Consider the following 14439-nt stretch of genomic DNA (forward strand, 5'->3'; position numbering starts at 1 on the left):
GCCGCAATGCCGTCCGCCTATTTCCGGCCATCTCCGGCCATCTCCGGGCATTTCGGCAAACCCTGGTCACTGACGATGGTGGTGGCGTATTACCGATTACAGGACTACCTACACTGAATTTATGCAGTTGCGTCACGTTGCAAAAACGCTTCGGCAATGCGGGAGCATTAGAACCTTAGAACCTTCAAAAGGTAGAACCGATATGACTGATGATAAAAACAAAGTCGACTCCCAATTGATCACAGGCCAAGAAAGCCTGCGTGTTTTTGAAGGGCTCAATCGTGGTATGTCGCGCCGTGATGCCTTGCGCATGCTGGGGGTCGCAGGGATTGCTGCCTCGGGCGCGGGCAGCCTGTTCGGTTCGGCCGGCCAAGTGTTCGCCGCAACCTCAACCTCCGCAACCTCCGCAAGCACGGGTCAAGGCAAGCAGGGTGGCCGCATCAAGGTTGCCACTTCGACCAGCTCGACCGCCGATACGCTGGATCCGGCGAAGGGCGCGAACTACACCGACTACTGTCGGCACAACATGTTCTATAACGGCTTGGCGGTCCTGGACGCGCAACTGACGCCGCGCATGGCTCTGGCGGAGTCGTTCGACACAGGTGATGCGATCTCCTGGACCATCAAGCTGCGCAAGGACGTCGTGTTCCACGATGGCAAGCCATTCACCTCGGCCGACGTCGTCTACTCGTTGACCCGCCACAAGCTACCGGAGACTGGCTCCAGGGTGGTAGCCATTGCGCAGCAGTTAGACGAAGTGAAGGCCGTTGGGCCACATGAGGTGCAGATCCGCTTGGTCAGCCCGAACGCCGACCTGCCAGCGATCCTCTCCACTACTTATTTTCTCATCGTGCGTGACGGTACCACCGACTTCGCTATCGCCAACGGCACCGGGCCTTTCAAGTGCGCGGAATTTCAGCCAGGCGTGCGCTCGATCAGCGCGCGCAACGCGAGCTATTGGAAGCCGGGCCTGCCCTACCTCGACGAGATTGAGTTCTTCTCGATCCCCGACGAGGCTGCTCGTATCAGTGCCTTGCTTGCCGGTGATGTGGACCTGATCAACCCGATAAATCCACGTTCGGTGGCGCGCATCCAGGAAAGCCCCAAGGTAGAGTTGATGGAGACCGCGACCGGTGGCTATACCAACCTTGGGCTGCGCGACAATCTGGGCCCGGTGCAGAACCCGGACTTCGTCCTGGCGATGAAGTATCTGCAAGATCGCAAACAGATCAATCGGGTTGCTTTCCGGGGCTACGGCGTGATCGCCAACGACCAGCCGGTCGCCCCCAGCAACCGTTACTACTTCGCCGGTCTGCCACAACGTGAGTACGACCTGGATAAGGCCAAGTTCCACCTGCAGAAATCCGGCATGGCCGGACATCCCTTGCCCCTTGTGTGTTCCGATGCCGCTACGGGCTCAGTGGACATCGCGCAGTTGCTGCAGCTCTCGGGACAACAGATCGGCCTCAAGCTGGATATCAAACGGATGCCAGCGGATGGTTACTGGTCCAGTCACTGGATGAAGCATCCGTTGTACTTCGGCAACATTGGCGCGCGCCCGACCGTCGACCTGATGTTCAGCCTGTTCTACCAGTCCAGCGCCGGCATGAACGAATCGGGTTGGAAGAACGAACAGTTCGACCAGTTGCTGGTCGCTGCGCGCGGTGAGACTGACGAAGCTAAACGCAAGCAGATGTATGGCGATATGCAGGTGCTGGTGAATGAACACTGCGGCGTCGGTATTGCGCAGTTCAACAGCAGCCTCGATGGCCACAACACCAAGTTGAAAGGACTTACCCCTCATCCACTGGGTGGGATGATGGGTTACATGTTCGCAGAGAACGTCTGGCTGGATGCCTGAGCGATTGGGGAAACGAGAGCTCGATAACCGACGTTCCGCCTGCGGGTCATGCAGGCGGCAGGACTAAGTGAAGGTATGAATTATGAACAGTACTATTGCACGCTTGGTTGGTGGTCGATTGGCCGTAGGCGTGCTGACGCTGCTTTTCGTTTCGCTCGTGGTGTTTTTCCTCACCAACCTGCTACCCGGTGACGCGGTCCAGGAACAGCTCGGCCAAGAGGCAACGCCAGAAGTGCTGGCGGCGCTGCGCGCGCAGTTAGGCCTGGATCTACCCGTGTACCTGCGTTACGTGAACTGGCTGGGCGGGCTGCTCACCGGTAATCCTGGCGTTTCCCTGGTCAACGGAATGCCGGTGGACGAGATGATCGCCAGCCGGCTGCCCAATACCCTGAAACTGGGAGCGATCGCTGCGCTGTTTTCGGTGCCGCTGGCGTTGGTCATAGGCATTCTGTCAGCGATGTACCGCGGCTCGATCTTCGACCGTTACAGCAACATGCTGACGGTGTTCGCCGTCTCCGTGCCGGAGTTCCTGATCGCCACCATCGCGGTACTGATCTTCGCGGTCAAGCTGGGCTGGCTGCCGGCGCTGTCGCGTAGCGTCGAGACCGAGTCGTTTGGCGAACTGATTCACGTCTATACGTTGCCGGTGTTGACGCTGTGCTGCGTACTGACGGCGCAGATGGCGCGCATGACGCGGGCTGCGGTGGTCGATCAGCTCAGCGCCTCCTATGTCGAAATGGCGACGCTCAAAGGGGCAGGGCCGATGCGGGTAGTGCTTCGTCATGCATTACCCAATGCGATCGGGCCGATCGCCAACGCCATAGCGCTGAGCCTGTCTTACCTGTTGGGCGGCGTAGTCATAGTCGAGTCGATCTTCAACTATCCGGGCGTAGCAACACTGATGGTAAACGGTGTAGTCACGCGTGACATGCCATTGATACAGGCATGCGTGATGTTATTTAGCCTGGGTTTTCTGGTGCTGGTTCTGCTGGCTGACCTCTGTGCAATCCTGTCCAACCCGAGGCTGCGCAAATGAAACCGAACAGTATTTCACCTAAAACGAGTATCGGCAGCGGCAAGGATAACGCCCGGAAGCAGGATGAGGATGGAACGAAACCGCCGCTGCGAACACACCGGCATCGGCTCTCCCTGTCTGTCAGCGGCTTCATTGGCCTGCTGATCGTGACCTTCTGGGCGCTAATGGCCGTCGCCGGGCCCTTGTTGGCGCCCTACGATGCCAACGCCATGATCAGCGACGATTACTTCGGTCCGCTTAGCCTGGCGTTCCCCTTGGGTACCGACTACCTTGGGCGGGATATCCTCAGCCGCTTATTGCACGGTGCGCCTTTCACCATCGGTGTGGCGTTGACGGCCACAGCGATAGCCTGCACGGCTGGCGTCGTACTGGCGCTGGTGGCGGCTGCCTCCGGTGGCTGGGTCGATGCATTCATAAGTCGTACCCAGGATGCGCTGATCGCGATTCCAAACAAGATTTTTGCCCTGCTGATAGTGGCTACGTTCGGCTCCTCGGTGCCGCTGTTGTTGCTGATGGCCGCATTCGCCTATATGCCGGGTTCCTTCCGGATGGCACGTGCAGCGGCGGTCAACGTCATGACCATGGACTTTATCCAGGTTGTGCGTACTCGCGGCGAAGCCATGCCCTACATCATCTTCATCGAAGTGCTGCCGAACATGCTGCGCCCAGTGCTGACCGACTTTGGTCTGCGCTTCGTCTACGTGGTGCTGCTGCTCAGCGCCATGAGTTTCCTTGGGCTGGGCGTGCAGCCACCGGACGCCGACTGGGGTTCGCTAGTACGGGAAAATATCGACGGCCTTTCAGCGGGCGCCCCGGCAGTGTTGGTACCGGCGGTCGCCATAGCCACCCTGACTATGGGTGTGAACCTGCTCATCGACAGCTTCGGCGGCCGATCCAATCGCTAGATGGAGAAGTGAGATGAACGAAATCGTCAGGGTAAGTGGCCTGCGTGTGGTTGCACGTAACGAAAAGGGCATCGATATACCCATCGTGCACGGTGCCGATTTCAGCCTGGAAAAAGGCGAAGTACTGGCGCTGATCGGCGAGTCCGGTTCCGGCAAGAGCACCATAGCGCTGTCGCTGATGGGTTACGCCCGCTCGGGTTGCCGTATCGTCGGCGGCTCTATACGGGTAGGTGATGTCGACGTGCTGAAACTGTCGAATCCCGAGCTGGCAAAGCTGCGCGGGCGCACCGTGGCGTATATTGCGCAGAGTGCGGCCGCGGCATTCAATCCGTCCAAAAGCATCATGGAACAGGTGATCGAAAGCGCGCTGATCCACGGCGTTCTTTCACGCAAGCAGGCGCAGGCCAAGGCCGTCGAGCTGTTCCGCGAACTTGCTCTGCCGGAACCGGAACGCATCGGCTCGCGCTATCCGCACCAGGTCTCGGGTGGGCAGCTGCAACGGCTGATGGCGGCGATGGCGCTGATAACCGATCCGGCATTGGTGATTCTGGATGAGCCGACCACGGCGTTGGATGTCACGACCCAGATTGAAGTGCTGCGGGCGTTCAAAAAGGTGGTACGCGAACGCGGCACCACGGCCATTTACGTCTCCCACGATCTGGCGGTGGTGGCGCAGATGGCCGACCGCATCGTCGTACTGTGCGACGGCCGGATTCAGGAAAACAACCCTACCGAACAGATCCTGGCTGCGCCGGAACATCCCTATACGCGCAGCCTGCTGGCCGCGATAAGGCCGGCAGTTCGCCTGGGAGCGGGCGTTCAAGAGGCGCCTTCGGCGCAAGAGGATCTGCTGCTCGACATCCACGGTCTGGAGATTTGCTACGGCACCAAGAAGGTGCTGCATAATGTCGATCTGAAGATCCGGCGCGGCGCGGCGGTCGGTGTGATTGGTGAGTCGGGGTCAGGAAAAACCACGCTGGCGCAGGCCATCGCCGGTTTGGCACCAACGTCGGCCGGACGTATCCTGCTGGATGGTCAGCCGCTTAGCAGGACGCTTGCGGGGCGTACCCGCGAGCAGTTCCGGCGTGTTCAGTTCGTCTTCCAGAACGCTGATACGGCGCTGAACCCAAAGCACAGCATCGAACAGATCCTCGGTCGCCCGCTACGTTTCTACCACGGGATGAACGGCGTGCGGCAGCAGCGTCGGGTAACCGAATTGCTGGAGCTGGTGCAGTTGCCGGCCAGCATTGCGCAACGCCGGCCCTGCGAGTTGTCCGGCGGCCAAAAGCAACGTGTCAACCTGGCGCGGGCGCTGGCGGCGGAGCCGGATCTGATCCTCTGTGACGAAGTGACCTCGGCGCTGGACACAGTGGTAGGCGCGGCGATTCTCGAACTGTTGCGCGACCTGCGCCGCGAACTGGGAGTCTCCTTTCTGTTCATCAGTCATGACATCTCCACCGTACGTGCACTCTGTGACGACATAGTGGTGATGTACAGCGGCTACAAGGTCGAGGCCGGCGATCAGAGTGCGTTCGCCCAAGCTCCGTTCCATCCCTACACCTACCTTTTGACCAATTCGGTGCCGGAGCTGCGCCAGGGCTGGCTGGAAACCTGCGGAGCCGCTAAAGGCAAGTTGCCGTCGATTGGCGAGAAGACCGGCGTAGCGAATCTCTGTGCGTTTCTCGATCGCTGCCCGGTGCGCATCGACGGCCTGTGCAATCGTAGCGCGCCACCGCGCGGCAAAATCACCTGCGGTAGTGAGATTCTTTGTCACCACACCAGTGCCGAGCTGCTCAAGGCGCAGGAAGGTGTGAGCTGCATGAAATTAGTGGGTAACTACATGTGATTGCGCGTTTCGTACGCTTGGCCGAGCGTGAGCGGCCAATGATCAGCCTGTTGGTCGATGGCGAAGCGGTCGAGCCATGGCAGGGCGACACCTTTATGGTTTCGTTATTGACCCGGGTGTCGGCGCTGCGCCAGTCGGAGTTCGATCCGGGCCGACGTGCCGGCTTTTGCCTGATGGGAGCCTGCCAAGACTGCTGGGCTCATTGAGGCTTTAGACACGCTAGGCTCTGTACGAAAAGTGATGTCTTAGACATCGCATGGCACAAGCCAATGAGGCCATTGCGGCAAAACCTCAAGCTGCATCCGAAATTTCGTATCGATTTGCGATCAATGGATTCCTTTCCTTGATGGTCGCGAACTCTACAGACTGCCAGGCATCCTGCGGTCACTTTGGGTTATCGAGGGATTTCGTACAGAGCCTAAAGACTATCAGGATCCCCAAAAAACATCTGAATCCGCGATCTCAACCAACGCTCCCCCGGATCATTATCCTGCGCGCCACGCCAGGCCATGTGCAGTTCAAACGTACGAGTCTCGATAGGCAGGTTCTCGGAGCGAACGCCTCCGGCTGCGGTCAGGACCTGCGCGGCGTAATCCGGCACGGTGGCGATGATGTCGGTGCCGGTCAGCAGTGTGGCCAGGCCGTTGAACTGCGGTACGGCGAGGACGACGTGGCGTTTGCGGTCGAGTTTTTCCAGGTGCTCGTCGATGAACCCGCTCAGGTCGCCGGCGAATGACACCAGTGCGTGGGGGCGGGCGCAGAAGTCGTCGAGGCTTAGCGGGCCGGGAATCGAGTCGGCGCGCAGCAACTGTGGCTTGCTGCGGCGCAAGACCTTGCGTTTGGCGTTGGCGGGTAGGTCCTGGGTGTAGCTGACGCCCACCGAAATCTCGCCCGAGGCCAGCAGCGGTGGCATCAGAATGTAATTGACCCGCCTGACCACCAGTACGATGCCGGGTGCTTCGGAGCGCAGGCGCTTGAGCAGGGTGGGCAGCAGGGCGAACTCGACATCGTCGGACAGACCGATGCGGAATACCGAGGTGCTGGTGGCCGGGTCGAATTCGGAGGCACGGCTGACGGCGGTCGAGATGGAGTCCAGGGCCGGGGAGAGCAGGCCGAAGATCTCCGTAGCACGGGCGGTAGGCTCCATGCTGCGTCCGGTACGCACGAACAATGGGTCATCGAACAGGCTGCGCAAGCGTGAGAGCGCGGCGCTGATAGCCGGTTGGCCGAGGAACAGTTTTTCCGCCGCACGCGTCACGCTTCTTTCATGCATCAGGGTTTCGAAAACGATGAGCAGATTGAGGTCGACACGACGCAGGTCGTTACGATTCATACAGAAGATCTCGGGCCATTGGTCGGTTGAGGACGTGAGCAGGGTGCGATAGTACGAGCAAATGCAGGTCGGGCGCAGGGAAAATTAGCTACCGCGCCGTCGAATGTTCACATGGCTTGCAATGTCCCGTCGACATGCGAACAATGGCGGCCAATATGCACCGTGGCGTTCAGACGCTGTCTGGCTGCGACCTGCAGCGCACAGGACACAATCGATGACAGGCATGTCGACTATTAATAGCCACCGATGGTGTTGCCGGCAATGCCCGGATAAAGTTTGTGGCATCAAGGTTTACCAGGCGAGGTTCTAAATGTCCCGCACGATCCGTTTTCACCAGTTCGGCCCGGCCGAGGTGCTCAAGGTTGAAGAGCAACCCGTAGCGTCGCCTGCACCCGGCGAGGTGCAAGTGCGCGTCCAGGCCATTGGTGTCAGCTGGTATGACGTACTCTGGCGGCAAAATCTCGCTTCGACCCAAGCACGTCTGCCTGCCGGTCTGGGTTACGAAATGGCCGGTGTGGTCACTGCGCTGGGCGACGGGGTAGATGACCTGCACGTGGGCGACAAGGTGGCCAGTTTTCCTGCGGCCGATGCCAACCAGCACCCGGTCTATGGCGAGAACATCGTCATGCCGCGTCTGGCACTGACTCGTTACCCCGATGCACTGACGCCGGTGGAAGCCAGCGTGCATTACACGCCGTACCTGGTGGCCTACTTTGCCTATGTCGATCTGGCGCGCATCAAGGCCGGGCAGACCGTGCTGGTCACCGATGCCAGTCATTGTTCAGGTCCTGCGTTCGTCCAGTTGGGCAAGGCGCTGGGCGTTCGCGTGATTGCGGCTACCAAGACTGACGATGCGCGTGAGTATCTGCAGTCGCTGGGTGCTGACAAGGTGGTGGTCACTGAAGATCAGGACCTGTTGATGGCGATCAACAAGTACACAGACAACCGTGGTGTCGATGCGGTTTTCGATGGCCTGGGCGGTCCGCAGATGTCGATCATGGGCGACGTGCTGGCACCACGCGGCAGTCTGGTGCTGTACGGCCTGCAAGGCGGCAATCAGACCCCGTTCCCGGCCTGCGCAGCCTTTCAGAAGAACATCCAGTTTTACGTACACTGTCTGGGCAACTTCACCGGCAAGCCGGAACTGGGCATCACTCAGGATCAGCAAGCATTGCAACGTGCCCTGCAGGACATCAACCAGATGACCGCAGACAGGGTGCTGGCGCCTCTGCAAACGCGCAGCTTCCCGTTCGAGCAGGTGGTGCAGGCGCACCGTTACATGGATGTCTGCCCGATTGGCGGGCGTGCGGTGCTGGAAGTCGAGTCGGTCTGACTCAGCACTTTTCCAGTCGACAGCGTTAGTGAGAAAGCCTTCCCCGCGGAAGGCTTTTTGCAGTGGACGCAATAAAAGGTACGGTTTATTAAGAGTCATCTGACTGATGTGTCTGCTTATCCTTTGCAGAAAGGACAGGGATGCTTGAGGTATGGAAGTTATTCGCCCGCATGAACATGCACAGCATGATCAACGGTGTGTTTGGGTTTATAAGTTTCTTCTATAGCGCGAATATACAGTCGAGATTTCCTACGGCCCCTGATGTAAGCGTTGCACGAGGCAAAGACGGTCAGGTGCGAGACGGCCTTTGTGTAAAGCCTTTGCGACGGCTGCGTGTCGGGGATTTAAGGGCATAAGTTATAAGGTTTGCTCGGTGGTTAAACAAACTGTTTAAAGCGAGTGTAAGCGACCGTTCAGGTGTGTCTGTTTTGTAGAACAAACTGTATATTGTAATTATTTGGGAGGCACTGATAATACTTGGGTAATTATTACTCAGGGAATGAGTCATGCTCGCATACATAGTTGATCGTCAGTCTGGTGTTCGAGGCTCTGCCTGCACAGTGCGGTGTCTTGATCGACAGGCAGGTGGCAGACAATGAGCTCCATACACGAACAAGCAATGAATTACGTTTACCAGCAGGTGTTGCAACGTCTGCTTGGTTATTTCTCACGTGCCGAGCGCACAGCGCTGCAGTTGTTGATTCAGCGCCTTATTGTCGCGGCGGGTGGTATCGAACGGATTTCCGCTTTCAAGGTACTGGTGACTTTCGGAGGAGGCAAGGACAGTGCCTACACACTGGCCTTTTTGCGTGCGGCTCAATTGAGCATTGCCTGCCGCTCGCCCGGCACCTTCAATTTGCGCGTCGCCACTCGCCGTCATGTGGGCATGACACCGGCGGTGATGGGTAATATCAACCGCACCTATTCAGCATTGTTTCTATACGACGATCCCCGGGTTGAAATGCTGGTGATCGACAACCAGTACACCCAAGCCTTCGAGCCAGACCTGCCTTTTTCCAGTGCTGGTCGCGAGCAGAACCGCATGGAAGTGCTGCTCGGTGGCCACCTTTCTGCGGGTGATGCGCGCACCACTTTTTGCAACACCTGTTACCTGGGGCTGGCAGAGTTTCTAGGGCGCGCACTGAGCTGGGGCAGCGGTGTCGACGCGGTGGTCAGTGGCGACTCGCGTAGAGAGCAGAAGCAGTACATCACCTGGATCATGCGCCTGGCGCAGCGCAACGGCCAACATCCCGCCCATTGGAGCAGCCAGACTCTGAGCGGAGTTCTGAAGATGATCGATACCATCGGCCAGGCCTACTATCACGAACTTTATGGTGAGGGCGGGGAAGGCCCTCGCGGTAGCCGGCCTGCCGCGTACTCCGGCAAAGCCAGCGCGCCAGCCTTCATCACCATTGCCGATCTGATCAGTTGCAAAGCCGACGAGCACTGGAACCTGCTCACCGAGTTTCTGGATTTTCGCTTCGACGATCTGGCGTTCAGCTTCAGTGAGTCGGATTGCGCCAATCCTTTACTCATGGCTCACATGCGTGGCCTGACCATGCAATACCTGCATGGGCGCAGCTACGCTGACGGGATCGCCGAATACCTGGAGCTGGCGGCTTCGTTGATGCGTCGAAAGCAAATGCCAGCGCGTCTGATTGACAAGGCGCTGAGTGCTTACGCCGGGCAGGCGCGCATCGATATGCGTCGGGAGCTGGCCTCAAGCTTCGCGCAGGAAGGCTTCGGCCTGAGTGAAACACAACTGGTGTGTATGGTGTTCTCGCCCTTCGTCGATCAGGGGCGCGGTCTGGAAACGTTTTTGCGCAGTTGCCATCCCGGCATGCTGGTCGCACTGCCAGACCTGCACAAGGCACTGTCAGGCTCGACTGCACCGGATCAGGTGATGCAGTGGCTGGTGGACATCAGCGGTCTGAGTCTCAAAGGGTTACAGAACCTCTATGACAAACAACGCGTGGACTTTGGCGACCCGAATTCGCTGATCGCCCGAATACGCGCTGCCGACCCTGACAAGGGACGGGTCATGAGCGTAGATCCGGTCACCGGCGAGGCGCTCGCTGAAGTGCTTTCCGGGCGCTGACCCGGCAGCGGATTATGGCTGCTGCCGCTTGCTCGGCATCAGCCTTGTCGTGATTGCCCGGACCCTTTGTTGAATGAGCGCCGGATGACTGCCATGAAAGACCACACGGACTTCGCCTATCAGGCGGTTTATCGCTATCTCGCTCGTCTTGTCGCTCAGGATCAGGCCGGGGCGGCACTCAAGATGCCGTCGCTGCGCCAGCTTGCGCGCCGCCTGCAGGTATCGATATCCACGGTGCAAAGTGCTTACTCGCTACTGGAAAAAGAAGGGCGCGTCTATTCGGTTGCCAAGTCGGGTTATTACTCGATGCCGCGCAGCAACGCATCAGACGAGCTGCCATGCCGCAGTGGCGACCTTTTGCACGCACTGCAATGCAATGCCAGGCGTGCCGGGATGCTGCTGTTGGGCGGCGATGAGCCAAGCGTGCTGCAAGTGCCGGAAAGCCCTTTACTGACGATGGAACGGGAGCTGGCGCGCCATTATCCGCGCTCGCGCGACGCCGATTTTCAGCCGTTCGGTGAGCTGGAATTGCGCACGGCACTGGCGGCTCGGTACACCCATGATGCCGAGCATTGCTGGCACGCAGACAATGTTTACGTCACGCCCGACCTATACGGGGCATTCAAAGTGGTGATCGATACGCTGCGGCTGCGCGGCGGCATTGTAGTGGTGGAGTCACCCTGCGCCTGGACCTTGCTGCGGTTACTGCAATCGTTCGATATCCGGGTTCTGGAGTTGCCGCAGGACGAACCCGGCAGCCTTGATCCGGGGAAACTGGAGCACCTGTTGCGGGAGAATAGCGTCGGGCTTGCGATATTTTCGTCGTTCCTGAACCCGCTGCGCGGCAGTGCACGAGCGTCGATTAATAGTCAGGCGCTGGCCGAAGTCATCAATCGCCATCAGGTCTGGGTATTGGAAAATGACAGTCACAGCGAATTGAGGTTTGCTTGCGAGCCCCATAATCTGCGTCATCTGATTGACCCGCAAAGACTGGTGATTATCGGTGCGTTCGACAAGAGCCTTGGCCCTGAGGCGCCTTACGGTTATTTGCTGTGCAAACAGCTTGAAGACCGCTGGCAAGCCGGTTTTCTGTTGCGCGCGTTCGAGCTGCCGCGCATACGGCAGAGGGCGATTGCCAGACTGTGCAGCAGCGGTCGTCTGGATACTCACTTGAACGGGTTGCGCGCTGTTCTGGCTGAGCGCGCGTCAGCGATGACGCAGCAGCTGGATGAGCAACTGGGTGAGGCGTTGCGCTACGAAGTGCCAGTGGGTGGCTGCGGTGTGTGGGCGCAAAGCAGGTACCCGGTAAACATGCGTCAGGTTTTCGAAATGATGCTGGCTGAGCGCATTGTCATCGCGCCCGGCGAGCTGTTCAGCCTGCAAGGCCGATATGCACAGCACCTGCGCATCAGTTATGCCATCGACTGGAGCCGGAACGTGGCCGGGTGGCTGGCTGTGCTGCGAGAGGCATTAAGTCGGGCGCGGCTGCGGTAAGCCGAGAATGGCGCAGCCGCCGATCCATTTGTATTTGCCAGACGCGATTCAAGGCTGTTAACTGGACGCTTGTCCAGTATTTGAAACCAGTGGCTTTTCCCAGCAGTGACTTCCCAGACCACCATTAATCCTGATCAGGCGCCAGCCCCTTCCAGCGATTCGCCCAAGCGCTATGTCGTGGCGGTACGCGCATTGTGCGAGTTCACGGCCAAGGTGGGCGACCTTGACCTGCGTTTCACGCCATCACCGACCGCTCAGGAAGGCATTGCCGGGCATAGGACCGTTGCGTCGCGGCGCAGCGCGGATTATCAGGCCGAACTGTCGTTGACGGGTGACTACCGCGAGCTGACCGTACGCGGCAGAGCGGATGGCTATGACGCAGCCCGCAATCAGCTGGAAGAAGTGAAAACCTATCGCGGCGATCTGGACGCCATGCCCGACAACCATCGCCAACTGCACTGGGCACAGGTGAAGGTCTACGGCTGGCTGCTCTGCCAACGCCTGCAACTGAAGGAGGTCAAGCTGGCGCTGGTGTATTTCAATATTGTCAGCGAGCAGGAAACCCTGATCAGCGAGCACTTCAGTGCCGCCACGCTGCAACAATTCTTCGAGCAGCAGTGCGCGATATTTCTTGGCTGGGCACAGCAGGAGCTGGCGCATACGCGGGCGTTGCATGCCACGCTGACAACCCTGAAGTTTCCACATCCAGCGTTCCGCACCGGGCAACGTGCTCTGGCTGAATCGGTGTACAAGGCAGCCAGCACCGGTTGTTGCCTGATGGCTCAGGCCCCGACCGGTATCGGCAAAACCGTTGGCACGTTGTTCCCGTTGCTCAAGGCTGCGCCCGGTCAGCAGCTCGACAGGATTTTCTTTCTCACGGCCAAGACGCCGGGACGCAGACTGGCGCTGGATGCCTTGCAGGTAATCAACTGCAGTGCGCCCGAACTCAGGCTGCGGGTGCTGGAACTGGTGGCGCGAGACAAGACCTGCGAGTACCCGGACAAGGCCTGCAACGGTGATTCCTGTCCGCTGGCCAACGGTTTTTATGATCGCCTGCCTGCGGCGCGCTCGGCTGCGCTGCAATCGCGCTGGCTGGATCAGGCCAGCGTGCGCGAGGCTGCGTTGCTGCATCAGGTCTGTCCGTACTACCTGAGCCAGGAGCTGGCGCGCTGGGCCGATGTGGTGATTGCCGACTACAACTATTACTTCGACCTCAGCGCATTGCTGTTCGGACTTGGCCAGCTCAATCAATGGCGAGTGGCGGTACTGGTCGATGAGGCGCACAACATGGTCGAGCGGACGCGGCAAATGTACAGCGCCAGCCTTGATCAGAGCCAGTTGAAAGCGCTGATCCAGACTGCACCCGAGCCAGTGAAAAAAGCCTTGCAGCGTCTCGATCGAGAATGGAATGCGTTACACAAGGCGCAACTCACTGATTATCAAGCCTACTCGGTGGCACCGGATAAATTCATCAATAGCCTGAACCTGTGCATTTCGACCCTCGGGGATCATTTCAACGAAAACCCGCAGGCCGTGGATGGCACGTTGCAGGGGTTTTATCTTGAGGCCATCGGTTTTGCGCGCATCGCCGAGCTGTTCGACGAGCACTTCATTTTCGATATCAGCCGACGCGAGGCGGGTGGCAAGCGCGTTTTGTCGCGGCTGAGCCTGCGCAACGTGGTGCCCGCACGTTTCATTCGGCCGCGCCTGACCGCTGCGCGCAGCAGCGTGCTGTTTTCTGCAACGCTCAGCCCCCGTCATTACTACGCCGACCTGCTCGGGCTGCCGACCAATACCGCCTGGATCGACGTCGAGTCGCCGTTTCATCACGACCAGTTGGACGTGCGGATTATCAGCCGAATTTCGACCCGGTTCACTCATAGGCAGGCGTCATTGGCACCGATTGTCGAGCTGCTGGCTGAGCAGTTCGAGGCCAGGCCGGGCAATTATCTGGCGTTTTTCAGCAGCTTCGATTACCTGCAACAGGTCGCGGAACTGATGGCGCGCACTCATCCGCACATTACCTTGTGGCAGCAGGCCCGCGGCATGGGGGAGGCTGAGCGCCATGCCTTTCTCGAGCGGTTTACCCTGAGCAGCCAGGGCATCGGCTTTGCGGTGCTGGGGGGCGCGTTCGGGGAGGGCATCGATTTGCCGGGCGCGCGCTTGATCGGCGCATTCATCGCCACCCTGGGCCTGCCGCAACTCAATCCGGTCAATGAACAGTTCAAACAGCGCATGGCCGCACTGTTCGGCGCTGGCTACGATTACACCTATCTCTACCCCGGCCTGCAGAAGGTGGTGCAAGCAGCGGGCAGGGTGATCCGTAGCCAGAATGACAATGGCGTCGTGATGCTGATTGATGACCGCTTTGCCGAGCCCAAGGTGGCTCAGCTGTTTCCGGCGTGGTGGCGACCTCAAACCTCAGGCGGTTAGGGATCAATACCCGAGCGTCGCTGTCGAACTGCCAGTAAACTGCCACGCTGATCATGTTTTAGCGCATGTCTTGAAATCGTGGCAGCCTTTTGTTTTTTTC

General features: G+C 59.1%; 9 protein-coding genes and 1 pseudogene. 9 read left to right on the forward strand and 1 reads right to left on the reverse strand.

The annotated features are described in order from the left end of the window. Positions 1 to 202: 202 nt before the first annotated feature. The 5 genes and pseudogenes from N018_RS11690 to N018_RS28550 all read left to right on the forward strand — a co-directional run. A complete protein-coding gene (locus N018_RS11690; protein ID WP_024646299.1) occupies positions 203 to 1861 on the forward strand; it encodes an ABC transporter substrate-binding protein in 1659 nt (552 codons plus the stop codon). An 82-nt stretch (positions 1862 to 1943) separates the two neighbouring features. Next, on the forward strand, positions 1944 to 2897 hold the full coding sequence (locus tag N018_RS11695) for an ABC transporter permease (protein ID WP_024646298.1): 954 nt from the start codon (positions 1944 to 1946) through the stop codon (positions 2895 to 2897). After that, the gene (locus N018_RS11700; RefSeq protein ID WP_032632930.1) at positions 2894 to 3802 is read left to right on the forward strand and encodes an ABC transporter permease; all 909 of its coding nucleotides are present in this window, start codon (positions 2894 to 2896) and stop codon (positions 3800 to 3802) included. Before N018_RS11695 ends, N018_RS11700 begins: the two co-directional genes overlap by 4 nt. Positions 3803 to 3815: 13 nt before the next feature. Beyond that, positions 3816 to 5648 carry an ABC transporter ATP-binding protein gene (locus tag N018_RS11705; protein ID WP_025389662.1) on the forward strand — a complete coding sequence of 611 codons (1833 nt, stop codon included), beginning with the start codon at positions 3816 to 3818 and terminating at the stop codon, positions 5646 to 5648. After that, positions 5645 to 5845: pseudogene (locus N018_RS28550) on the forward strand (2Fe-2S iron-sulfur cluster-binding protein); the annotation flags it as partial. The gene N018_RS11705 and the pseudogene N018_RS28550, both read left to right, overlap by 4 nt. A 221-nt stretch (positions 5846 to 6066) precedes the next feature. On the opposite strand, the gene N018_RS11715 reads toward N018_RS28550, so the two are convergent. Further along, positions 6067 to 6981 (reverse strand): LysR family transcriptional regulator, encoded by a 915-nt coding sequence (locus N018_RS11715; RefSeq protein WP_024646296.1) that lies wholly within the window; start codon positions 6979 to 6981, stop codon positions 6067 to 6069. A gap of 310 nt (positions 6982 to 7291) precedes the next feature. On the opposite strand from N018_RS11715, the gene N018_RS11720 reads away from it, so the two are divergent. From N018_RS11720 to N018_RS11740, 4 genes are all read left to right on the forward strand, one after another. Beyond that, complete coding sequence (locus N018_RS11720; RefSeq protein WP_025389663.1) at positions 7292 to 8314, forward strand: zinc-dependent alcohol dehydrogenase family protein; 1023 nt, start codon at positions 7292 to 7294, stop codon at positions 8312 to 8314. A gap of 595 nt (positions 8315 to 8909) precedes the next feature. Next, the gene (locus N018_RS11730; RefSeq protein WP_025389665.1) at positions 8910 to 10412 is read left to right on the forward strand and encodes a hypothetical protein; all 1503 of its coding nucleotides are present in this window, start codon (positions 8910 to 8912) and stop codon (positions 10410 to 10412) included. A 93-nt stretch (positions 10413 to 10505) separates the two neighbouring features. After that, a complete protein-coding gene (locus N018_RS11735; RefSeq protein ID WP_025389666.1) occupies positions 10506 to 11906 on the forward strand; it encodes a PLP-dependent aminotransferase family protein in 1401 nt (466 codons plus the stop codon). Positions 11907 to 12083: 177 nt separating this feature from the next. After that, positions 12084 to 14339, forward strand: a complete 2256-nt coding sequence (locus N018_RS11740) for an ATP-dependent DNA helicase (protein ID WP_025389667.1) — start codon at positions 12084 to 12086, stop codon at positions 14337 to 14339. The last annotated feature ends 100 nt before the right edge of the window (positions 14340 to 14439 follow it).

It is taken from the genome of Pseudomonas syringae CC1557 (assembly GCF_000452705.1).
Taxonomy (GTDB): domain Bacteria; phylum Pseudomonadota; class Gammaproteobacteria; order Pseudomonadales; family Pseudomonadaceae; genus Aquipseudomonas; species Aquipseudomonas syringae_F.